Annotated in this window: 17 protein-coding genes; 14 read left to right on the forward strand and 3 right to left on the reverse strand. The window is 68.5% G+C overall.

All coding sequences use genetic code 11. From position 1 onward, the window contains the following. Positions 1 to 5: 5 nt before the first annotated feature. The 3 genes from V6V89_RS06640 to V6V89_RS06650 are packed head-to-tail and all read left to right on the forward strand — an operon-like array spanning position 6 to position 1,866. A complete protein-coding gene (locus V6V89_RS06640) occupies positions 6 to 1,220 on the forward strand; it encodes an amidohydrolase family protein (RefSeq protein ID WP_334618069.1) in 1,215 nt (404 codons plus the stop codon). A gap of 43 nt (positions 1,221 to 1,263) precedes the next feature. Beyond that, positions 1,264 to 1,581 (forward strand): LLM class flavin-dependent oxidoreductase, encoded by a 318-nt coding sequence (locus V6V89_RS06645; RefSeq protein WP_334618070.1) that lies wholly within the window; start codon positions 1,264 to 1,266, stop codon positions 1,579 to 1,581. Between the two features lie 30 nt (positions 1,582 to 1,611). Next, positions 1,612 to 1,866, forward strand: coding sequence for a hypothetical protein (locus tag V6V89_RS06650; protein WP_334618071.1), 255 nt, complete (start codon positions 1,612 to 1,614; stop codon positions 1,864 to 1,866). 87 nt (positions 1,867 to 1,953) lie between these two features. Here V6V89_RS06650 and V6V89_RS06655 read toward each other — a convergent pair whose 3' ends face one another. Continuing rightward, positions 1,954 to 6,582, reverse strand: coding sequence for an amino acid adenylation domain-containing protein (locus V6V89_RS06655; protein WP_334618072.1), 4,629 nt, complete (start codon positions 6,580 to 6,582; stop codon positions 1,954 to 1,956). Between the two features lie 218 nt (positions 6,583 to 6,800). Here V6V89_RS06655 and V6V89_RS06660 point away from each other — a divergent pair, with 218 nt between their 5' ends. The 4 genes from V6V89_RS06660 (at position 6,801) to V6V89_RS06675 (ending at position 8,062) form a co-directional block, all read left to right on the forward strand. Beyond that, on the forward strand, positions 6,801 to 7,061 hold the full coding sequence (locus V6V89_RS06660) for a hypothetical protein (protein ID WP_334618073.1): 261 nt from the start codon (positions 6,801 to 6,803) through the stop codon (positions 7,059 to 7,061). 71 nt (positions 7,062 to 7,132) lie between these two features. Beyond that, a complete protein-coding gene (locus V6V89_RS06665; RefSeq protein ID WP_334618074.1) occupies positions 7,133 to 7,267 on the forward strand; it encodes a hypothetical protein in 135 nt (44 codons plus the stop codon). Positions 7,268 to 7,287: 20 nt separating this feature from the next. Then, the gene (locus V6V89_RS06670) at positions 7,288 to 7,491 is read left to right on the forward strand and encodes a helix-turn-helix transcriptional regulator (RefSeq protein ID WP_334618075.1); all 204 of its coding nucleotides are present in this window, start codon (positions 7,288 to 7,290) and stop codon (positions 7,489 to 7,491) included. A gap of 10 nt (positions 7,492 to 7,501) precedes the next feature. Next, positions 7,502 to 8,062: a hypothetical protein gene (locus V6V89_RS06675; RefSeq protein WP_334618077.1), complete on the forward strand. Its 561-nt coding sequence runs from the start codon at positions 7,502 to 7,504 to the stop codon at positions 8,060 to 8,062. A gap of 81 nt (positions 8,063 to 8,143) precedes the next feature. Here the strand turns inward: V6V89_RS06675 and V6V89_RS06680 are convergent, their stop codons facing one another. Then, complete coding sequence (locus V6V89_RS06680; RefSeq protein WP_334618079.1) at positions 8,144 to 8,341, reverse strand: hypothetical protein; 198 nt, start codon at positions 8,339 to 8,341, stop codon at positions 8,144 to 8,146. Positions 8,342 to 8,464: 123 nt separating this feature from the next. On the opposite strand from V6V89_RS06680, the gene V6V89_RS06685 reads away from it, so the two are divergent. Continuing rightward, positions 8,465 to 10,390, forward strand: coding sequence for a putative bifunctional diguanylate cyclase/phosphodiesterase (locus tag V6V89_RS06685; RefSeq protein WP_334618081.1), 1,926 nt, complete (start codon positions 8,465 to 8,467; stop codon positions 10,388 to 10,390). Beyond that, entirely contained in the window at positions 10,351 to 11,508 is a 1,158-nt protein-coding gene (locus tag V6V89_RS06690; protein ID WP_334618083.1) for a substrate-binding domain-containing protein, read from the forward strand. The genes V6V89_RS06685 and V6V89_RS06690 overlap by 40 nt, the downstream gene beginning before the upstream one ends. A gap of 777 nt (positions 11,509 to 12,285) precedes the next feature. Here V6V89_RS06690 and V6V89_RS06695 read toward each other — a convergent pair. Further along, positions 12,286 to 12,732 carry a hypothetical protein gene (locus V6V89_RS06695; protein WP_334618084.1) on the reverse strand — a complete coding sequence of 149 codons (447 nt, stop codon included), beginning with the start codon at positions 12,730 to 12,732 and terminating at the stop codon, positions 12,286 to 12,288. A gap of 515 nt (positions 12,733 to 13,247) precedes the next feature. On the opposite strand from V6V89_RS06695, the gene V6V89_RS06700 reads away from it, so the two are divergent. From V6V89_RS06700 to V6V89_RS06720, 5 genes are all read left to right on the forward strand, one after another. Then, positions 13,248 to 14,354 (forward strand): hypothetical protein, encoded by a 1,107-nt coding sequence (locus V6V89_RS06700; protein WP_334618085.1) that lies wholly within the window; start codon positions 13,248 to 13,250, stop codon positions 14,352 to 14,354. Position 14,355: 1 nt separating this feature from the next. Further along, positions 14,356 to 17,025: a hypothetical protein gene (locus tag V6V89_RS06705; RefSeq protein WP_334618086.1), complete on the forward strand. Its 2,670-nt coding sequence runs from the start codon at positions 14,356 to 14,358 to the stop codon at positions 17,023 to 17,025. Beyond that, positions 17,022 to 20,489, forward strand: coding sequence for a hypothetical protein (locus V6V89_RS06710; protein ID WP_334618087.1), 3,468 nt, complete (start codon positions 17,022 to 17,024; stop codon positions 20,487 to 20,489). The genes V6V89_RS06705 and V6V89_RS06710 overlap by 4 nt, the downstream gene beginning before the upstream one ends. 211 nt (positions 20,490 to 20,700) lie before the next feature. Then, on the forward strand, positions 20,701 to 22,332 hold the full coding sequence (locus V6V89_RS06715; RefSeq protein WP_334618088.1) for a S8 family peptidase: 1,632 nt from the start codon (positions 20,701 to 20,703) through the stop codon (positions 22,330 to 22,332). A 23-nt stretch (positions 22,333 to 22,355) separates the two neighbouring features. After that, positions 22,356 to 22,610 carry a hypothetical protein gene (locus tag V6V89_RS06720; protein WP_334618090.1) on the forward strand — a complete coding sequence of 85 codons (255 nt, stop codon included), beginning with the start codon at positions 22,356 to 22,358 and terminating at the stop codon, positions 22,608 to 22,610. Positions 22,611 to 22,620 lie beyond the last annotated feature (10 nt).

Genomic DNA, 22,620 nt, shown 5'->3' on the forward strand with positions numbered 1-22,620 from the left:
ACGCCATGAAACCACTGGTCGTCGATGTCGACAGCCATTTCCAGGAGCCGCCCGAGTGGCTCGTCGAGGTGGACGCGCCACTGGCGAAGGAGGTGTCGCCATCGTGGCTGTTCGAGACCTCGACGGCGGACCTGTTCACCTTCTTCACCGACAACGCCCCCCGTGACGTCATCGCCAAGACCACCAACGGGTTGCCCGTTCCGACCCGGGCCGCGCAGCAGTTCGCCCGCGGGTTCACCGACCTCGCCGAGGCCACGCGGGCGCTGCGCAACAGCCAGTTCCGCGGTGCCGTCTACCCGTGGGCGGGGTACCGGCCCGACGAACGGATCAAGCACCTCGACGACAACGGCATCGACATCCAGTTCGTCAACCCGGCCGTCGGGCTGACCACGATCGGGCGGATCGCTCGCCACCTCGGGCCGCAGACGTTCCCGCGTACCATCCGGGGGTACAACACGTGGGCCGCCGGTGTCCTGCACGGCCACACCGACCGGCTGGTGCCGACGACCCTGCTGTGGTGGGAGAACCCGGAGTGGTCGGTCGCGGAACTGCACCGGATGCGGGCGCTGGGTAGCCGGGCGTTCCTGATCCCGGGCCGGCCGATCGACAACAAGTCCATCGCCCATCCGGACTTCGAGCCGGTTTGGGCGGCGGCCGCCGAGCTCGGCATGATCGGCATCCTGCACATCGGGTTCCTGGGCTGCCCGGTCGTCGACGAAGGCTGGTACCACACCGGCAGTGACCAGATGGCAGACGTCGGCTACGTCCTCGCCAGCATCCAGCCGGTGGTGCCGCAGATGGTGTCGGCCGCGATGATCGCCTCCGGTCTGCTGGAGCGGCACCCGAACCTGCACATCATCATCGAGGAGTTCGGCGCCACGGAGTGGGCGCCGGCCTGGGTCGAGGGCTTCGACAGCCTCCTCGACCTCCACGTGCTGCGACAGATCACCGGCAAGTGGCGGCTGCCGCTGAAGCCGAGTGAGTACTTCCGCCGCCAGGTGCTGATCGCCGCCCAGCCCGGCGACGCCATCGACCAGGCGATGGAGCTGCTCGGCACCGGTTCGGTGGTGTTCTCCTCCGACTTCCCCCACCCGGAAGGCTCCGACTCGGCCATGGCCGCCTTCACCGACCAGTTCGACGACGCCCACAGCGGCGGTGACGCGGCGATGACGTCGTTCTTCGGGGACAGGATGCGGGAGGTCCTGGCGATCGGGGCGTGATGGGGACGTCGTCGCCGGTGGCCGACCCCCTGGACGGCGCCCCGTGACCCGACCGTTCCGCTTTGGCGTGCAGGTGGGGGAGGCCACCGACCGGCACGCCTGGGACCGGATCGCCCGGCAGGCCGAGGCGCTGGGGTACGCGACGCTCGTCGTGCCCGATCACCTCGTCGGCCCGTTGGCGCCGCTGCCCGCCCTGGTGGCGGCGGCGTACGCCACTACGACGTTGCGGGTGGGCACCCTGGTGCTCGCCAACGACTTCCGCCATCCGATGGTGCTCGCCCACGAGGCCGCGACCGTGGACCTGCTCACCGACGGCCGGTTGGAACTGGGTCTGGGTGCGGGATGGCGGGCCGACCAGTAACGTGTCGGCGCCGGTCCCCGGTTTCCGGAGTTGGAACTGGAGATCGGCATCGGCATCCTCTGGATCACCCGCAACCGCCGCACCGTCCTCGACAGCCTGGCACGGTCGATGAAGCTGTCCGCGTCCCAGGTGGCGGAGCAGCCGGCGGTGCTCGTCGGGTCGGTAGACGACATCGCCGACCAGATCCGGTACCGCCGGGAGCGCTACGGCTTCAGCTACATCGTGGTGATGGGCGGCCAGATGCACGCCGCCGCGCCGTTGGTCGAGATGCTGTCTGGCACCTGACCTCACCGCAGAAGCGGTTCGAGACCGGCGATGCTCTCGGTCGGCCCGGCTGCGCCACGGTCGAGAGCACCACCGGCCGTCGGGGGCTCATTGCCGGCCGGCCGCCGTCGCGTCGGCGGAACCGGCGAGGACGGCCGCCAGCCCGGCGACGGTCGGGTTGTTGAGGACGTCGGCGATGTCGAGCGCCGCGCCGCGTCCGCTGAGCCGACCGATGAGCCGGACCACCTGCAGGGAGTCGCCACCCAGCGCGAAGAAGTTGTCGTGTCGCCGGACGACAGGCACCCGGAGCACCTGCTGCCACGTCGTGGCCACCAGTGTCTCCCACGGCTCCCGCGGCGGGTCGTGATCGGCGCCGCCGGGCTCGGGTGGCACTGGCGGATTGTCGGTCAGCAGGCGACGACGGTCGACCTTCCCGTTGGGTGTGAGCGGGAGCGCGGTGTGGACGTGGAACCGTGCCGGCACCATCGCCCGCGGCAGCCGTTCCTGCAGGAACCGGCGCAGCGCATCGATGTTGCAGGCGCCCACGTCTCCGGCCGGCTGGATGTGTGCCACCAGGTGCGTGCGGCCGTCGTCGGCAACGAGCGCCGCGACCGCCCGTGCCACCGCCGGATGACCCGCCGCGACGGCTTCGACCTCGGCGAGCTCGATCCGGACACCGTGCAGTTTCACCTGGTGGTCGCGGCGCCCCCGGTACTCGAGGAGACCGTCGGGACGGGACCGCACGATGTCCCCGGTGGCGTACCGGCGGGTGCCGGCCGCGGCAGCCCGGAACCGGTCGGCGGTCAATGCGGGTTGGCCGAGGTATCCGCGCGCCACCCCGACACCGCCGATGAGAAGCTCACCGCCGACGCCGGGCGGCACGTCCGCGCCCCGCTCGTCCACGATCGATACGTCGACGCCGGGAAGAGGCCGACCGATCGGTACCGAACCGGTCTCCTCGCCCGTCACCTGGTGCATCGTCGCGTAGATGGTCGCCTCCGTCGGGCCGTAGCCGTTCCACACCACGCACCCGTTGGCCCTCAGGTCGCCGGCCAGCGTCGGCGGCAGCGGCTCACCGGCGCTGACGACCGTCGCCTGGCCGCGCCACCCCGCCTCGACCAGCACCGCGAGTCGGGACGGCGTGCTCTGCACCACCGTGACGCCACCGGCGACGATGCGGCGGGCCACCCGTACCGGGTCGTCCGCCTCGCGGTCGGTCACCAGCTCCACGCGCGCGCCGGTGACCAGGGCGAATAGCAGCTCCACGATGGCGATGTCGAACGCGACGGTGGTCCAGCCGAGCACCACGTCGTCGGCCGACAGGCCCAGCCGGTCGATGACGGCGTCCGCGATCGCGGCGAGGGCCCGGTGCTCGACCGCGACGCCTTTCGGTGTTCCGGTCGAACCCGAGGTGTACAGCACGTAGGCGAGGTCAGCACAGTGGACCGGTGCCGTGGCGTCGCCGGTCGCGTCGGTGACGTCCACCGTGGTGACGTCCACGGCCCGACGGCCGGACGCATGGTGCAGCGTGGCCGGGTCACCGACCACCGCGGTGGCGCCGGCGTCGTCGAGCAGCTGTGCGATCCGCAGCGCTGGCTGGTCCGGGTCGATTGGCAGCAGTACGGCGCCGGCCCGCAGCACCCCGAGGAGGGCGACCACGAGGTCCGGTGTGCGGGGCAGCAGCACTGCGACGACCGTACCGGCGGTGCCCCGCAGCGCCGCCGCCACGGCGCCGGACCGGAGCCACAGCTGCCGGTAGGGCAGTGCGTCGTCGCTGGTGGCGACCGCGACCTGGTCCGGGTGCCGACGTACGGTGGCGGCGATCCGGTCGCAGATGGTGGTGCGGGCCTGGTCGGCGTGGTCGGTCGGTGGTGCCGCGGCCGGGCGGCGCCGGGGTGGCGGCTGGTCGGGAGCGGCCGTGAGCGCGGCGAGGCCGTCCAGGAACACCGCACCGAACGCGTGCAGGTCTTCGACGCGCCAGTAGTCACGGCGGCCCTGCAGAAGGACGCTGAGCTGACCGGTGCCGGCCACGGCCGCGACCTCCACGGTCAACGGAAAGTGGGTGTCGCTGGCGGTGCGGAAGCTGTCGGTCGCCACGACACCGGACTGCACCAGCCGGTCCTGGACGTGGAAGTCGGTGAAGTGGAACAGGTTGTCCAGGGGCGGCCGGTGCGGAGCAGCCCGCTGGATGTCCGACAGCGGGTACCGGCGGTACGGCTGCATCTCCCGTTCCGCTGCCGCCGTCTCCCTTGCCAACTCGAGCCAGGACGACGACCCACGGTGCACCGGCACCCGCAGCGGCACGGTGTTCAGGAACAGCCCGAGTGCCCGGTCGCCACCGGGTGAACCCAGCCGACCGTGCGTCACCTGCCCGACCACGACCTCCGAAGCGGCACCGGTGTACGCGCCGAGCGTGGCGGCGTGTACGGCCAGCAGCAGCGACTTCAGCGGCACTGCGGCAACCCGCGCTATCTGCCGCAACCGGCCCGACACCTCGGTGGACACCGGCAGTTCGAGCGATGTGACGCGGCGGTCGGCCGGCCGACCACCGCGCGTGAGACCACGCGGGGCCGGGGCGGCGAGGTAACCGGTCCAGAAGTCACGTGCCTGCGTCGAGCCGCGGGCCGCGAGTTCTGCGGCGACGTAGTCACGGAACGGTGGCAGCGGGCCGGTGGCCGTGGTGGCGGGCGACGTGTCGGTGTATCGGGCGACGAGTTCGGCGAACAAGCTGGCGCTGCTCCACCCGTCGAGCACCGCGTGGTGTTCGGACCAGGTGAGCCGGAAGGCGTCCGGACCGAGGACCGTCACCGCGAACCGGACCATGGGTGCGACGCGCCAGTCCACCTTGCGGTCCTGTTCGGCGGCCCATGCCGCCTTGGCCGCGTCCCGCCGCGCCGCGGCGGACATTCCACTGTGGTCGGTGACGGTGAGCTCGGCGGTCGCATGCCGGTGCACCCGCGCGACCGGCACATCGCAGGTGTGCAGGTCGAAGGAGGTGCGCAGCGCCTCGTGCCGGGCGACCAGCTCCGCGAGGCACCGCTGCATCCGGTCACCGTCGAAGCTGGCGTTGACCACTGCGCTGCTGACACTGTGGTAGCTGTGAGAGTCGGTGCCCTCCGCGTGGTACAGCATTCCGAGCTGCAACGCCGTCAGGGGATACGCGTCGACGACGTCGTCCGGTAGGCGGCGACGGTCGTCCGAGCTGAGCAGGCTCAGTGGTGCCGTCGGTGCCGGTTCCGTCGTGGTGGTCGCGACCCGCCGTGCGAGCGTACGGATCGTCCGGCCGCGGAGAAGATCGGTGAGGTCGAACCGGGCACCCCGCGCCGCGCACGCCGACGCCACCCTGATCGCCACCATCGAGTCGCCGCCGGCGGCGAAGAAGTCGTCATCGAGGCCGACCGTCTCGACGCCGAGGATCTCGCACCAGACGTCGTGCAACGTCTGCTCCACCGGCGACAATGCGGGTGGCGGGACACTGTCGACCGGCACCGGCAGGGTGGCCAGCGCCCCACGGTCCTGGTCGCCGGCACGACCCCGGTACTCCCGCTGGCCGTCCGCCCCGACGACGGCCAGGTCACCGCTGCGGCACCGGCGGGACCCGGGTGGACCGTCCGGGTCCGGCTGGAACCGCTCCGCGGTGAGCGCCGGCTGCCGCCAGTAGCCGCGGGAGACTCCGGCCCCGCCCACCCAGATCTCGCCTGGCCGACCCGGTGGCACGTCCCGGAGGTCGTCGTCGAGCAGTCGCAGCGATAGGTGCGGCAGCGGCTCCCCGATGAGGCTGCGGGGGCCGACGTCCGTCGCCGCTACTGGTCGGGCCGTCACATGCACCGTGGTCTCGGTGATCCCGTACATGTTCACCAACGTCGGGCCGGTCCCGCCGTACCGCTCGTACCAGGGCCGCAGGCTGTCGAACCGCAGCTGCTCGCCACCGAACACGACGTAACGCAGCCGGTGCCGGACGCCGTCCCGGCTCGGGTCGGCGGCCACCATCTGCTGGAAGTACGAAGGGGTCTGGCTGAGTACGGTGACCCCGTGCCCGACCACCAGGTCCCACATCCGTTCCGGTGACTGGGCGACGTCACGGGACACCACCACGAGCCGGGATCCGTGCAACAGCGCCCCGAACAGCTCCCACACCGAGAAGTCGAACGCGTACGAGTGGAACAGGGTCCACACGTCCCCGGCGGCGAAGTCGAAGACCCCGGCCGCCGCGTCCAGCATGGCCGTGACGTGCCGGTGCTCGACCATGACCCCCTTGGGCATCCCGGTCGAACCCGAGGTGTAGATGAGGTATGCCAGGTCGGTCGGTCCGATCACCCGTCCCGGCGGGCTGCCGCCGGCCGGGGGCACGGATTCGTCGGTACGCACGACCGGCCGGTCGCCGAGTTCCGTGGGTGGGGTCGTGCCGTCGGCGACGATCGCGGCCAGTTGCGCGTCCGCGGCCAGGAACAGCAACCGCTCCACCGGATACGTCGGATCCAACGGTACGTAGGCCGCCCCGGCCTTGAGGATTCCGAGGATCCCGACGACAAGCTCGACAGTCCGCCCGGCGTACAGTCCGACCCGGTCACCGGGGCCGACGCCGGCCGTCGTCGTCAGGACGGCCGCCAGCCGGTCGGAACGCGCGTCCAGCGCGGCGTAAGAAAGGGTGGTCGCGGTGTCGGTGACGGCTTCCCGGTCCCCCATCCGGCGCGCCGTCCGCGTGAACGCCTCCGGCAGCGTGACCTCACCCAGCATGCAGCCCCCTCCGCGCCGCCGTGCCCACTGCCACAGCCGCCATTGCCTGTCACCGAGAATTGTGGACCCTGGACGTCCCGTCAAGCCTGCCCAGCCCCGCCCCAACACGACGGATTGCAGGAACATGCAAGCCTGTGGCTTCGTCTTCACAGGTCCATCCGAAGGTGATCTCCTGTCCTCCACAAGGGAGTAGGACTGGATTCGCGATAGGGAGTCCGTTGGGGCTGTCGACGGAGGTTGTTCCCGGGCTGATCCGCACGGCCACGAACGCCGGGTACTGGTCGAGGGACGGTCTGGTGTGGGAAGCGGTGACGCTGGAGCGGGTGCTCCACACGTTCCGGCAACGCGGTACTCCCGACTCGGCCCTCGAACGGTGGCGCCTGCGGGCGTCGCCTCTCATCGCCGCCGGACGCAGCATGCTGGCGCACGGCATCCGCTGCGGGTGCTCGGCCTGCCGCCAAGCGACGGTGACCGGTTGAGCGGGTTCGCCACGGCTCTGGGCCGCTCCGGTGGGATGTACCGGGAGCTGGGGACGCATGCGCTGAAGTTGATGACTCTGGACCTCGAAAAGGGCTACGTCGAGGTCGCCGACGCGCCGGTCGTGCGGGCTCTGGCGGGCATGTTCGACCGGCTGTGGGCCGACGGGTCGATCCGCGGGAGCCGGGGGTACCACCCATCGACCTGAGCAACCGGGAGCTGGCACTGGTGCGCCTGCTCGCCATGGGATACACGGACCAGTCGGCGGCGCAGGAACTGCGGCTCAGCGTCCGCACCGTTGCCTACACCATGCGAAGCCTGATGGACCGCCTCGGAGTCGAGAACCGGTTCCAGCTCGCCCTGCTGCTCGGCGCGGCCGGCGCCGCACCCCAACCGCCGCGCTACGGCGACAGCGGCCCCAAGGAAACCTGAGGAGATTCTCGTGTCACACCCGCTCGTGCGGCCAGTCATCAGCGTCGCCGCCGCGCTCACGACAATCCTGGCGCTGACGCTCGGCACAGCGTCGCAGGCGCAGGCCGCCCAACCCTGGCTCCCGGCGGCCTGCGCGACCGGGCAGTTCACTGGGATCGAGACGAGCGTCGACGACAAGCAGACCGCGCTCCGCGGCTATGTCACGCCGTGCGCGCCGTCTCTGGGCGACCCCAAGTTCGCACTGGTCGTCTTCTCGCCGTCTCCCTTCTCCATCGCGTTCGCATACTCGCACCTGGTGGTGAGCTACGAGCCCAACCGGCCGACCATGTTCGCCGGCGTCTTCCGCTCAAAGCCCCAAGGCGAGCAGATGGGAGTGTGCGCAATGCGTACCCTCAGCGACCGGATCGCCTGCGTCCGCGTGACGTTTCCGGACGACGGCTCCGCCACGATGGAGCCGATCCGTACGACCGACCCGCTCGTCATGAAGAGTGTCTTCTATGTCGAGGGCGAGATACCGCCACCGGACCCACACGGATTCTGCGGCTCCTGCCTAGAGCTGCCCACGTCCTGACCCGGCGAGCACGCTGGCTTCGGGCGCGCAGCGCCACAGACCAGTCGAGCCAGATCGACGTGACCCATCGCCACGGCGGGTTCAGACACCCGACGAGCGCAGCATGCCGCCGAGCATCTTCTCGGGCACGGCCATCACCACCTCGCACTGCTCGGTGCCGGCACCGGCCAGACCCGTCAGCCTGCGCGCTCGTGGCGCCTGCGCGGCGTTGATCGAAAGCGACCGGCCCGTTCCGCCGTGGTCCCTGCTCGCCTGCCCTTCCCGAACCTGGACCGCCATGCCGTTGATGCGGAGCGAAAGACGATCTCGGCGCCATGGCGAAACGTGACAAATCGGATTCTCTTCGCGTAAATCTCTGATGGGTCAGGTGCTATAAAACCTGGTAAGTCGTACTCTTTCCCTGTGGGATCTCCCGCCTTGCCCGAACCGCGGGCCCTCACGTCGTGGCGCGTGCTGGTGGCGGTGGTCGCGTTGGTGATCTTGACGGTAGCCATCGCTACTCTTGCCGTGCGCGCGCAAATTCGGTCCCGGGCTCTGCAGAACGCGGTCCACGGGGTGGCGATCCTGAACTCGCTCGTCATTGACCGGAGCTTGACGCTGACCGACATCACACACGGAACGAACCCGGTCAACGCCGCTGCCCTGAACGCCGATGTGACCATGCTCAAACGCCGCGGCGAGGTGGTCAACCTCTCGATCTGGTCGCTCGCGACCTCGCGGGTCGTGTACAGCGATGGCGAGCCGAGTGCGGTCTACACACCGTCTCCGAGCGTCGTGGCGCGGGCTCGGATGGGGGAGCCCTTCGCGGTGACAGACATCGGAGCGGCTGACACCGTGGTTGTCTACCACCCGTACGACGCCAACGGCGACGGCATCATGGACGCTGTCGCCCAAGTAGTGTTGCCCCGCGACCAGGTCGATGGACCGGTAGCCCAGTCGATGAATCTGGTTTACGCCGGTGGTGCGATCGTGCTGCTGCTCGCCCTGGCTGGCATCCTCCAGGTCCGACGACATCAGCTGCGGCAGGATCACGCCGCCATGCACGACGCCCTGACCGGTCTCGGCAACCGCCTGCTGCTGCGCCGCGTCGCGCCCCCTACGCTCGCCCGATCCACGCCGGAGCGGCCGACCGCCCTCCTGCTCATCGATCTGGATAACTTCAAACCAGTCAACGACGCCCTTGGGCACCCCGCCGGTGACGACTTGCTGGTCACCGCCGCGAAGCTCATCCAGCAGGCGAGTGGGCCGGCGAGTGTCGCGGTCCGGCTCGGCGGGGACGAGTTCGCGGTACTCCTGGGGCCGTTGACCGACCGTGGGGTGGCCCGCGATGTGGCGATCGAGATCCGCAACCGCATAAGCCAGCCGCTGATGATCGCGGGTTGCGAACTGGAGGTCGGCGCGAGCGTCGGCATCGCACGGGCGCCGGACGACGGCGGAGATCTGAGCGACCTGTTGAGCAGGGCCGACAAGGCGATGTACCACGCCAAGCACTCCGGTGACGGGGTGGCCGAGTATGCCGAAACACCCCAGACCGCACCCCCGGACCCGAAGGTCACCACGCTGTCGCAGCTGAGCCGCGCGCTGGCCGGCCATGAACTGGAGTTGTTCTACCAACCGGTCCGCGGTTCGGGCGCTGCCGTGAGATCGGTCGAAGCCCTGCCGCGGTGGCACCACCCCCAACGCGGGCTTCTGGAGGCCGCCATGTTCATCCCGGCGGTGGCGCACACCTCTTTGACGACGGCGTTGACGAGGTGGGTGCTGCGCCAGGCCGCCCGGCAGTGCGCCGCGTGGCGTGCGGACGGGGTACAGGTCAACGTGTCGGTCAACATCTCGGCGCGCACGCTGTACAACGACTCGCTGCCGGACATGGTCCGTACGGTAGCGGCCGACTGTGGCCTGCCGCCGTCCGTGCTCGAAATGGAGGTGGCCGAGGCGATCCTGGTACGCGAGTCGGCGCGGGCCATCCCGGCGATGCTGCGCCTGCACGACGCCGGCGTGGGTCTGTGCGTGGACAAATTCGGCGCCGAGTACGGCGCGGTGTCGGTCATGGCGGAAGCTCCGGTACAGCGAGTAAAAATCGACCAGAGATTCGCCGGAACCGTCGTCGAGTTCCCTCTCGCTAGAACCATCGTCGGCGGCTGGGTGCGGGTCGCGCACAACCTGGGTTTGACGGTTGTCGCACAGGGTGTGGAGAGCGCCGAAGCGTGGCGCTGTCTGATCGACCTCGGCTGCGACGACATGCAGGGATATTGGATCGGGCGACCCATGCCCGCGGTGGAGTTGACCAAATGGTTCACGCGACCCAACGCACACGCCGGTCCCGCGTAGTCGCCGCTGTCGTCGTCGCGTCTGCGGCGCTAGCCGGCTGTACCCGCGGCCCCGACCGCGACGCGTCGCCGCTCGCGGCGGCAAATGGGGCTGTCTGTCCCGAAGCGTTCGCCGATGCCAAAGCGGCCGTGGTCGCGGCCGAGGTGACCGCGGTCCCGTGGACCGGCCCGACCACCGGTCCCACCGCTCCGACCGGAAAGACCGTGGTGTACATCGCGCAGATCATGACCAACCCCGGGGTTGCGGGCGTCGCCAAGGGAGCCGTTGAGGCAGCTCACGCGGTCGGGTGGAATCTGGAGCTGATCGATGGGCAGGGTTCGCCCAGTGGAATCCAGAGCGCGTTCAAGCACGCTCTCGCCCTCAATCCGGATGGGGTCATCATCGGCGGGTTCGACCCAAACGTCGCGGCGGCACAGCTACAGGAAGCCAACGCCAAGGACATACCGGTGGTCGGTTGGCACGCCGTCGACTCGCCCGGGCCGAGCAGGAACCCCAAGCTGTTTACCAACATAACCACGAAGGTTGAGGACGTCGCGAGGATCAGCGCCCAGTGGATTATCCGCCATTCCGGCGGAACTGCCGGCGTCGTCGTCTTCACCGACGCGTCCATCCCGTTCGCCAAACACAAGTCTCAACTGATCACCGCCGCGTTCCAAGCATGTCCCGGGATACAACTCCTGTCCACTGAGGACATTCCGATTCCCCAAGGCAGTACGCGTACGCCGCGGCACATCTCGTCACTGCTTGACCGCTTCGGTGACTCGTGGACGCACTCCGTGGCCATCAACGACCTTTACTTCGCCGACGCGGCCCCGGCGCTGCGCAAAGCCGACAAGCACGGAGCTGGTCCTCCGTACAACATCGGGGCGGGCGACGGTGACCCCGTGGCGTTCGAACGGATCCGCAACCGCCAGTACGAAGCGGCCACCGTACCGGAGCCGCTGCTCCAACAGGGCTGGCAGATCATCGACGAACTGAACCGGGCGATCGCGCACCAGCCAAGCAGCAACTTCGTCCCGCCTGTCCACCTGACGACCACCGCCAACGTGGGGGACGCGACGTACTGGGAACCGGACAATGGCTACCGCAATCGGTACATGACGATCTGGGGAAGATAGACCGCAGTACCCGGTTGGGGCCCACCCCGATCCGAAAGTCTCTAGTCTGGTCAGGGCTTGCACGGCCATCCGCCTGACTCGCACCGCCAGAGTGCGAACACGGCCACGACAGTCAAACTTCCCTTACCCGAGAATCCCATGGGCAACATGACCTCTACCGATCCGACAACCACTCACCGACCGCTACGTAGCTGTTCAAGATCTTGGATGAGTGGTCTCCGCGCTACGACGCGGCTGCCCGCCATCAACAGCACCGCTCGGTGACCCGTCGGTGATGACGAAGGCCGGCAACGCCAAGGCCCGAGCGTGCTGCACTCCGCTGAGCACGAAAGTCCCACCAACGATGTCTGGCTCCCAGCCTTGCTGAAGGGCGTAGTCGATGACCGCTTGCACGTCTCGCTGATCCGGGTAGGCGCCATCCGCCGCGCAGGGCTCACCCCACGGCCCTGGCGGCGCCGTGGAGAGCAGGTCGACCTGCAAAGCACGGCTGTTCTTGCCCGCGCCCCAGATTCGCACCCGAATACAGCGACGGCAACCCCGATCACCGACTACCTCACCGATCCACGCCTTCCACACAAACGTCCGGTTGTGGGCGTGAAGCTTCCGAAGCCGTGCCCTCACATCGTCCTCCCGAACGCGGTGCCTCGGTGTCCGGTCAGGTAGCCGCTCCCGCAGCGAACAGGGTACTTGGCGGATCGGCCTGGCCGCCAGAACTTTGATCACGCCGGTGCGAGCCCGGTAAGCCGGGCTGCCGTACCAACTGCGATCCTGATTTGTTCAGCCGCAGTTTTCCAACAGGAGCTCGACGCCGATTGCGAAGCCGATGAATCCCGCTATGGGATGAATTCCGCAGCCCACGCTGATGAGTAAGATTCCGGCCCCGACGGCGGTCTCGCAGGGGGACAGTGTGAAGACGTCGGAGTTCGTCTCAACGGCGACGAACGCGCGGGCATCTCGGGCGAACCTTAGGATCTCGGCGAATGACTCAGAGGTGGCCGAGAAGTCGATCGGATCGACACCCATGTCCGTCGTTTCGGCCAGTGAGGTCCGTAGGTGACTTTCGAGAAGGTCTATCTTTTCTTCCGTGGATGGTGGCAGCGGCGTGTTCAGTGCAGCGATTGATTTCGTGGCTGGTGGCGAGGTGTTTAGTGCTTCGGCTAGCCGGGATCCAAGAACGTTTAGTTGGGCGGGCAACGTGCTCTCTTCACTATAAGTGTCCGACATGTTGCGTAGCTTAGGTGGGGTCGGATGGAGGAACGACTGAATCGCGCAACTTGGTCCGCGAGAACGCGATCTGTGAAACATCAGCAGTCAAACGTGGCGATAGAGTACGCCAGAGGTCTACCGGGGTGGGTTGTCCCTGCGTCGCCGTCGCGTGGAAGCCCCGTCGTCGGCGGCCGCTCCCAATCTGGGAGGTTGGATGGCTGCATCTTCGAGCCCCGCAGATGGACGGGGGCCGAGCTGGAACGTGCCGCCGGTGGACCACGTGCGAGCGGCGGTGCTGATCTCACTAATATCAGTCGATTTATCGTCGTACCCAACATGTCGGACCTAACCTGGTAGGAGGACCGAAGGGTGCAGCCCAGCGGGAATGACGTCATCGCAATTCCACTAGACCCGCTGTACACGTCGATGGGGATCCCGCTGGACGCCATGGGGGCGACGGGGGCCGGCGCACGAGGGGCACCCCTACAATGTGCGATTCGGTCATGGTTAGTCACAGACTAAGGATATGTGCCATGCCCTTCGAATTCTTCACCGAACGTGTCGACGAATCCGGCGCTGTGAGGGGCCAGGTGTGCCTGGCGACGGGCGAAGGGAACCAGCCCTCGATCGCCTACGCCACGGACTCCGGCGCCGTGATGCTGGCCGAGCGGGTGGACAACGAATGGCTGTTGAGCAAAGTACCCGGTGATTTGGCCACGCGCGACACCTATCGTGTCGCGCTCGCGCTCGACGGCGGTTCCGAACCACACATCGCTTATGTGAGCGCGGCTTCGGACCATTTGATCTACGGGGTCCGGCGGGCGAGTTGGCAACTCGAGGAGGTGCCGACGGAGGCCGGGCTGTTTCCCGGCGCCGTGAGGTTCCCGGCCCTGAAGCTCTACCCCGGATTCTTCGAAGTCCCGGAGCAAGGGGGCGAGGCATTCAAGTGGGCGCCCCACCTGTGTTATCAGGCGGGTCTGTCGCTGTGGCACGCGAGCAAGCAAAGGCGGCGCGCAGACCCGGCGTCTGGTCCCGTTTGGAAGAAGAACGTCGTGAAGGTCGACGAGTCCGACGGCACCGAGAAAGGCTGGTTCGCCACCCTTGAGTTCGACCCCGAGGACAACCTGTGGATCGCCGCCTTCGACGAGTTGCCAGGCGGCAACAGGCGGCGGCTACGCCTGTCGACGATCAAGCGGGACTTCGAGGACGGGCCCGACGAGATGGAGACGAGGGAGGCGGTCGGAGGCGACATCCTGGGGGAGTTCCCGGCTGTGGCGCACTCGATCACCGGTGAGGGAATCGTCACGTACTACGAACGCAATGAGCGCGCGATCAAAGTCTTCATGTTCGGTAACGGCCCAGGGCTGCCGGCCGTGGGGACCGTGGCGAGTGACGTTGACGGTGTGGACGTGTGGCCCTCGCCGGGTATCAGCCACCACAACGGGTTCTGTGTCGCCTACGGCTCCGGCGGCACGCTGAGGTTCGCGACCAGGGTTGGCAGCAACGGTGTCGCCATTCAGGATGTGGCTGATGGCGGCAAGTGGGCGAGCCTTGACTTCGACATCGACGGGAATGCACATATTGCGCACGTAGCGGATGGCAGGTTGATGTACGCCTTCGCCTCGCGCAGCGAGGGCTGAAATGGCACCGACCTATCTGATGGTCCGCAGCCGGGACCTGGTCGTGCTTGCCGTGCGTTGGGACGGGTGCGAGGTGCGCCCCGGCGCGCCCGTGCCGACACTGGTGGCCACCGCGGACGCGGCCTCGGTGACGCTGACTTTCCCGCCGCAGGCGATTCTCGAGCAGGCGACGACGCTGGCCCGCTTCGACACGGCCGGTAAGGTGCACAGCGACTCGAGGCTGGCCGGCGTCAGCGAGCTGGCCTTCCGTATCGACCGGGGGACCGTCATCGAGTTGACCGTCGCCGGCATCCTGGAAGCATTGGCAAACGTCGATCAAAAGTCGGTTGTGGAGATGCCTTGGGGGCTGAAGCTGCGGCCGCAACCGCAGACCGGGTCGGCCATGGTGTCTCAACACCCTGCCCATCCGGTGGCTGGGGCAGGACCAGACGCGGTCGGCCTGTGGCAGGCGAGGCTGCGAGCCCTGCAAGGCAGCCGGACAGACGCGAAACTCGAAGTCACACCGCTGGAATTCACCGAGACCAGCGACATCGCGGCGAGACCGCTGTTCCAGATGGTGCCGCTGGACGGGCGACGCGACGAGATCAAAGCGCAAAGCGTCGAGTCGCTGCCGAGAGTCTCCCGGCTGGAGTTGAGCGCGCTGGGCGGATCGCTGACGGCCGACGCGGCGTGGACGTCAGGTTCGTGGACCCACGAGATGGTGCTGGGCCGCGACCACAGGGTGGACCTGACCGCCCAGGGCAGGCTCTGGCCGTTCGGCCACCGCGTCGTCTCCCAGGTGTTCACCAAACGCGCGTTCCTGCCGGTGGTTTCTCCCGCCAGGCAGGGAACAGCCGCCGCGCTGCAAGCGCGGCACGTCCTGGTGATCCTCGAACCGCTGCGCACCGGGCTGCGCACCCCGACGTTTCCGTTCGACGAAGTCGAGATATTGGGACAGTCCTTCCTCATCGACAGCTTGCTGCCGCAGGACGAACCGCTGGTGTTCATCCCCAGGCGCGGCGGGGCGCCGTTGCGGCTTCCGGTCCGGTGCCGCTCGGGCGACAAGGACGTACATTTCTCCATCCCCGTAATCTTCGTCGGCTTCCTGAACGCACCACCGCCTACCAGCGTGGTGGCGGCTTGGCGCGCACTCGCCACGGTCGGCATCGCCGGTGTCGAGCTTGACATGGTGGGCGCGGGCGGCCTTCCGGGCGACATTCACGAGGTCCACTCGCTGACCTTGGACGGCAAGGCCGAGGGAGCGGAGTTCCGCCCCGACCTTGAAAGGTTCGCGGTGGTGCTGCCCGCGCTGCGGTCCCTACTTCCCGGGGCGGGGCACGAGGCGGCGCGGACGGTGAGGTTCGCTCCCGAGCTGCGCACCGGCCAGCGGACGGTCCCGAAGGTGCCGCTGCGATTCGATCCGCCGGTCCCGGTCAACTTCACCGGTAACACCGACCGGTCCGGCGCGTTGGTGGCGCCCAAGTTCGACGCCGACGGCATTTCACGCGACCTCGGCCCGGTGGCCAGCAGCGTGCTGCCGGATCAGCCAAATCTGGCCGCCGCGCTGGTCGACGCGTTCCGCGGGGCGACGTTGTTCGGCTTTCCGCTCGCCTCCCTTATCGACACCGGCACCAACCCGAAACCTGCCCCGCCGACGATCATCCATCGGCGGGTGGGGCAGGCGGTCTCCGTCGAGATGCGCTGGACGAATTTGAGACTCGTGGCGCACGGGCCGTTCCGGCCCAAGCCAGGCGCGCCGCCGCCACAGCTCGACCTGTTCGTCGGCGGCGGCCCGGTCCCACCCGATGCGCCGGAGCCACCCAACACCTGCACCCTGTCGAACTTCACCCTGGCCCTGCCGCCCAACGCGCCCCTGATCACCCTGACATTCGACAAGGCGAGATTCACCCAGCGGCCGGGCGAGCCGATGAAGCTGGAGCTCGAGGGGTTCGGCATCGAGTTCGGCGGCGAGCTCAAGCTGCTGCAGGAACTACAAAAACGGGTCATGTCCCTACTCGGCGGGCACGGCCCGACGATCAGTGTCTCGTCCTCCGAGGTCGTCGTCGGGTACCAGCTGCGCGTGCCCGACGCGCCGGCCGGGATGTTCGTTATGCGCAACATCGCCGTCATGGCCGCGGTGCGCGTGCCATTCGCCCAGAGCCCGGCGCGGGTCGTGGTCGCGTTCGCCAGCCGCGAACAGCCTTTCAGCCTCACAGTCAGCGGGTTCGGTGGCGGCGGGTACGCCGCGGTCGAGATCGTGGGGGACAACCCGTCGAAACTCGAGCTCTCGATGGAATTCGGCGCGATGATCGCGCTCGACTTCGTCGTCGCCCAGGCCGAGGTGCATGCCATGGGCGGCGTGCGTTTCGTGCGCCGCGCCGACGGCTCGACGGCGTTGGAGGCGTTCATCCGCATCGGCGGCTCGGTGCGGCTGCTGGGTCTGATCACCGTCTCGGTGGACCTGCGGGTGAACCTCACCTTCTCCGACCCGCCGCCGAGACTGACCGGCCGGGCCTCGCTCGTCATCGAGCTGGACCTGACTCTCTACTCCGATTCCGTGACCGTCGACAGCGGACAGTTCGAGCTGATCGGCGGCGCCGCTCCGGCCGCGCCGCCGGATCGGGCCCTGCCGGCCGAGGACGATGCGGCCCAGCTAAAGGCATGGGAAGCCTACTGGGAGGCGTTCGCATGAGCGAGATGCTGTGGATCGCGGTCCCAGGCGGCCTCAAGGCGGGCAGCGCGCTGCTGCGGGTCCTCATCGTGCCAAAGCTCGACGGCGGTTCGCTCTCAGCGCACGGTATGGCGCAGTGGCCGCCCAGCCAACTGTTAGAGGGCACGGTGCGGGTCGAGGTGTTCGCTCCCGGCGCGAGCGCTGATACACCGCCGGTGTTGACGCGCGACCTGACACCGGCGATCCCGTTCCAAAGTGGACTTTGGGACGAACTGACCGACGGCATGACGGTCGAGAGCGGCAGGAGTCCCCAGGCGTCGCCCGCTCCCGCGACGCTTACCGTCCACGCCACCTCGCGCGATGCGCAAGCGATCGCCAGCACGCTCAAGGGCGCGTCCCAGACGCCCATCACCACCGAGCAGGGCCACCAAAGCGCGGCATACGCCAGCATGGTCAGGACCCTGCTCGATACGCACTGGTCCGGCGCCGAACACCCCGTCGACCACCGAGCGGCGGCCACGTCCCCGCCCACGCCACCGACCCCGTCAGCGCCACCGGCGGCTACGCAACCGGCCGGTTTTCACCGAACCGTGTCGCTGCTGCGGGAGCATCCGGCGGTGTTGCGGGCGCTGGGCCTCATCGTCGAACTCGCGCTCGACGCGAACGATCTGTCCACTTTGGCTGGAGGGACGATCCGGGTGCGGTGGCCTGGCCATGTCGCCCCGCTGCCCGCGGTGGTCTCGCCCAGAACCCGGTTCGGTGCGCAGTTCCTGCCGGGGTCGACGGCGAACGTGGACGCCGGGATGGTCACGCTGGACCGGCGCGACGCCGCCGGATCCCTCCTATGGGACGTCGCGACCGTCGACATAGACGTTTCGGCTGGGCGGCTTCGCGAAGCCGCTGTGGCCATGACAGCCCGGCCCAGCGAGCCGGCCACGCTGCCTGCCCTGCGCTCGGGCGGTTTGCAGCTGGTTCTGCGCGGGCGAGGTGAGGAGATGGCCGAGCGGCTCAACCGGGCGACCCGCATGTTGCCAGACGTTCTCGCCGAGGACCTCACCGCCGACGACCTTCTGCTTGGCTACCGCATCGACCTGCTGCCGCAGCTGGGCGGAAGCGACTGGTTCTCGCTGCAACAACGTGAGGCCGTTTATCGGGTACACGGCCGACTGGCCGACGGAGGGATCAGCGATCAGTTCACCGTTGTCGAATCACCGCAGCAATTCGAGGAAGGCCACATCAAGACCAACGCGGCTATCCACGACGATAGCGGGTTGCACGCCGACGAGATCGTCGCGGCCTGGAGGGGCTGGAGCCTGGCAACGCCCCAGCCGCCCTTCGATCTGGCGCCGCACGCCACACCGCCGTCGCGACCCGGCATGAACCTCAGCATGTCCTTCAAAGTCGCGTCGAAGACGTTGCCCCGGCTCCGCTTCGGCAGGCACTACGCGCTGCGGGCGAGGGTGGCTGACATCGCCGGTGGCGGCCTCGAACCGGGTGATCCCACACCGAGCCGTTACCAGACGCCGCCGATCTTCTATGGCCGGTACGAGCCGATGCTTGCCCCCGGCGTCGCTCTGCTCGACGGCGTCGCGCCCACGGATCTGGACCCGGGCGAAACGGTCGAGCACGTCGTGGTACGCAGCGACCCGGCCGGCGGGCTCGACATCGCCGAATACAGCACCCGATTCGGTTACCGCCTCGACGACAAGCGGCAGGTGCTGCCACCATCGACAACACTGGCCATCGCCGAACAGCACGGCATGTTCGATCGCACAGAGCCCCGCTTGACGTGGGATTGGGCCCGGCGTGGGATGCGGGGCGGGCTGCCCGACCCGGCGGCCGGCGGCATCGCCCTCGTCGACCTCGGCCCGGATGCCCCAGCCGTACCGGCGATGAACTGGCAGGGTCAATGGCCTGATCTCACGCCGAGAACGGTGCACTTGACCTCCATGCCATCCGGCCGCCCGCAGGCGGCATGGCAGGCCGACGGCCGGCTGGCGGTACGCGTAGCGCCGGCCGAGCGGATCACCTTGCAGTTGTCGACATTTCCGCGGGAGGGGATCATCGACGAATTCGCCTTGCAGGCCGAACTGCCAGGCGTGTCGATGGAGGCGGCCAGGCAGGGCCGGCACCCGATGCTGACCCCCGCCCGGACCGTGACGTTCGTGCACGCCGTCCAGCGCCCGTTGCGGGCACCAGACACCGCGCTGAAGGCGCACCGCGAGCCCGGCCAGACCTTTGTCACGCTCCACCCGGACTCGCCGCTGCTGGATCCGAAGAGCACCGCGCAACTGGACATCACCGCGAGCTGGGACGACGTGACCGACGCGCCGGTGACCAGCCTCGTCGTCGGCTCCGACGACTCGCCGCAGCCGCAGACGCTGTTCCGCCATGAGTTCGGCGACACCCGCCATCGGACGGTCAACTACACACTGAGCGCGGTCAGCCGGTTCCGGCACTACTTTCGCGACTCTGACCCGGCCGCCTTCACCCGGGTCAGCAAACCGCCGCCGGTGGTCGTGCTCAACTCGTGCAGGCCCGCGCCGCCCGTGGTGCGCTCCGCCAGGCCGGCTTTCGAGTGGGTGACGACCGGGAACCTGGACGCTCCAGGGGCTGTGCTCACCAGGAAACGTTTGAGCACCCGAGTACGTCTCACGCTGCAGCCGCCCTGGCACACCACCGGTGTGGGCGAACTGGTCGGCGTGATCGTGCGGCCCGACAGCGACGAGTCCAGCGCGCTGGATGACTTCGTCTCACTGGTCGGGCACGATCCGCTCTACCCGTCGTTTGGGTTCCTCGCCGGCGGCCCGTTCGCCGGCGACATTATCAGCGGCAGCGGTGCGCAGCGAGCCCTGCGGATCGCTGAGGCCGGCGCGGACGCGGTCGTCAAACCGCATGCGCCCGCATTCCACAGCGGCGAGCAGAGCTGGCTGTGCGACGTGGGTTTCACCGCGGCCTTCAACCACACCTTCGTGCAGCTCGCCGTCGCCCGTTTTCAGCCCAACAGCCTTGACAGCCTGTGGCTTTCGGAGGTGGTCAGGACGGACATGGTGCCCATCCTGCCCGAGCGGACCCTTACCGTGACCCGCGAGGCGGGCAAGTACGCGGTCAAGCTCAGCGGCCCGATCTCGTCCGCCACGGCCGTCAACCGCGTCGACCTGATCATCGAGCGGTGCCGCCGACCCGACGGGATGCCCGCCGAACAGGTGGATCTGGTCGAAGTCGGCGACGCGCTCGATGGTGTCGCGGCCTGGAAAAGGCTCACGTCGTTTCCGGCCGTGCCTGCCGGCCTGTCACCCAACCTGCATTGGGCATCACAGGTGTTCCTGCCCAATGGGCCGGGCGAGTTCCGGCTACGGGTCCGCGAGGTGGAACTGCTGCCCAACTCGGTCGCACAGCCCGGCATAAGTCTAAAGACCGGCACTGCCGGCGAAGTCAAGGAGCGGACTGTCTTCACCGATATCGTTGCGCTGCCCCAGCTTTAGGCGGAAATGGCGTTTCCGGCAACTACCGGTGTTCGCGGTGACAGCATGAAAGTGTCTCTGTTCTGACGCGGGGGAGAGCCCAATGGCAGACGATTGGCAGGCAAGAGCCCATGGCCCGGACAGGGCACAGCCCGGTGGCGGCCCTGGGCGCCGCGAATTGATTTTGATCGGTGCTCCGGACGCCGAACTCCGTATCACGCCAAGCAGAGCGATGTCGCTTTCTGGCGCGCCGCTTGGGGTGCTGGAGTCGGTCGCCGCCTCGCAAGAGGTGACGATCCGGCCTCTGTTCGGCGTGTCCGAGGAACGGATCCTAGCCGGCAGGCCGGCGGATACGGTCGAGACGGTCGAGAGCGCATCGCTCGCACCGGTCATGGCGCGTTTCTATCAGGTCGACGCACCTGACGAGCAGCTCGACGAGCTCGCCGCGCGGTTGCGCGACAGTCCCGCCGTGGAGGCCGCCTATGTCAAGCCGGCCGCGGATCTGGCCGTGCTGGCACCGGAAAGGACGGCCGAACGGCTCAACGACATGATGCCGTCCGGTCCCGACGCGCCCCCGGTGACGCCCGATTTCACCTCCCAGCAGGGTTACCTGAACGCGGCGCCGGCCGGAGTGGACGCCCACTGGGCGTGGACCCAGCCGGGTGGCCGGGGTGCCGGCGTGCGGGTGATCGACTGTGAGTGGGGCTGGCGCTTCACCCACGAGGACCTCACCCAAAATCAGGGCGGGGTGGTCGCCGGGACCGCGGATCAGATCCCTGACAGCCGCTCGACCCACCACGGCACCGCCGTGCTCGGCGAAATCAGCGGCGACGTTAGCAGTGTCGGGGTCACCGGGATCTCGCCGGACGCGGTAATCAGCGCCTCGGCGTTCTCGGTGCCGACCGCCGACGCGATCAAGGCCGCCGCCGACCGGCTCGGCCCGGGCGACATTCTGTTGCTCGAGATCCATCGCGGCGGCCCTAGATACCCCGGTGGCGACACCCAGCTCGGGTTCATCGCCGTCGAATGGTGGCCCGACGACTACACGGCGATCCGCTACGCCGTTTCGCGCGGGATCGTCGTCGTGGAGGCGGCCGGCAACGGCTTCCAGAACCTCGACGACCCCATCTACGACACCCCGCAGTCCGGCTTCCCGGACTGGTGGCGCAATCCGTTCCGGCGAGCCGAGCTGGACTCCGGCGCGGTCGTCGTCGGTGCCGGCGCGCCGCCGTCGGGCAACTTCGGCCCGGACCGCTCCCGGCTGGACTTCTCGAACTTCGGCGCCTGTGTCGACGCGCAGGGTTGGGGCCGCGAGGTCGTCACCACCGGCTACGGCGACCTGCAGAGCGGCCCGACCGTCGACGTCTGGTACACCAAGCAATTCAGCGGTACGTCCAGCGCGTCGCCGATCGTGGTGGGTGCGCTGGCGTGCGTGCAGGGCGTGCTGCGTGCACAGGGCAGGGTGCCGCTGTCGCCGGCGAGGGCCCGAGAGTTGTTGCGGGCCACGGGTTCCCCGCAGCAGGACTCGTCTGAACGACCCGCCACGCAGCGGATCGGCAACCGTCCGGACCTGCGCCAGCTGATCCCGGCCGCGCTGGAAACGGGGAGCTGGACCGGTGTCCAGTTCAGCGGGCAGGTCGCGGCGAACGCGACGCAAAGCTGGTTCACCTTCCAGTGGCCGGCGCACTGGCACGTGCTGTGGTCGGTGGTCCCGACAAGTCCGCGCCCGGGCGCCCCGCAGCTGCGGTATCGCACGCGGGTCGAGCGAGCAAGCGACTTCCACGCCACGTACTGGATCGAGATCACAAACCTGGTTGACGCACCGGTGGACTTCGAGGCCCGCTTCGTCGTCCTCGGCTGGTGACCTTTACCAAAAGGAGACGCACAATGCGTATCGGAACCCAGTTCACCGGATCGCTCGACGCCGGTCAGAGCGGCAGCTGGTTCACCCACTCCTGGCCCCAGGAGTGGCATGTGCTGTGGCACGTCATGCCGCTCACCCCGGCGCAGGGCGCGCCGGGGGTCGAGTGGGACGTCGAGGTCGAGCGGGCCGACGCGGCGAAGGTGACCTACTGGTTCACCATCCGCAATCTCAGCAACGCGCCCATGAACTTCGAGGCCCGCTACGCGGTCATGAACTGAGGGAGGGCAA

It is taken from the genome of Micromonospora sp. CPCC 206061 (assembly GCF_036906915.1).
Classification (GTDB): Bacteria; Actinomycetota; Actinomycetes; order Mycobacteriales; family Micromonosporaceae; genus Phytohabitans.

Coding starts and splice junctions, on each gene's coding strand:
- V6V89_RS06705 (WP_334618086.1), top strand. CDS start 14,356: ATGGCACCGACCTATCTGATGGTCCGCAGCCGGGACCTGGTCGTGCTT.
- V6V89_RS06640 (WP_334618069.1), top strand. CDS start 6: ATGAAACCACTGGTCGTCGATGTCGACAGCCATTTCCAGGAGCCGCCC.
- V6V89_RS06655 (WP_334618072.1), bottom strand. CDS start 6,582: ATGCTGGGTGAGGTCACGCTGCCGGAGGCGTTCACGCGGACGGCGCGC.
- V6V89_RS06720 (WP_334618090.1), top strand. CDS start 22,356: ATGCGTATCGGAACCCAGTTCACCGGATCGCTCGACGCCGGTCAGAGC.
- V6V89_RS06690 (WP_334618083.1), top strand. CDS start 10,351: ATGGTTCACGCGACCCAACGCACACGCCGGTCCCGCGTAGTCGCCGCT.
- V6V89_RS06665 (WP_334618074.1), top strand. CDS start 7,133: ATGACTCTGGACCTCGAAAAGGGCTACGTCGAGGTCGCCGACGCGCCG.
- V6V89_RS06680 (WP_334618079.1), bottom strand. CDS start 8,341: ATGGCGGTCCAGGTTCGGGAAGGGCAGGCGAGCAGGGACCACGGCGGA.
- V6V89_RS06715 (WP_334618088.1), top strand. CDS start 20,701: ATGTCGCTTTCTGGCGCGCCGCTTGGGGTGCTGGAGTCGGTCGCCGCC.
- V6V89_RS06710 (WP_334618087.1), top strand. CDS start 17,022: ATGAGCGAGATGCTGTGGATCGCGGTCCCAGGCGGCCTCAAGGCGGGC.
- V6V89_RS06700 (WP_334618085.1), top strand. CDS start 13,248: ATGCCCTTCGAATTCTTCACCGAACGTGTCGACGAATCCGGCGCTGTG.
- V6V89_RS06695 (WP_334618084.1), bottom strand. CDS start 12,732: ATGTCGGACACTTATAGTGAAGAGAGCACGTTGCCCGCCCAACTAAAC.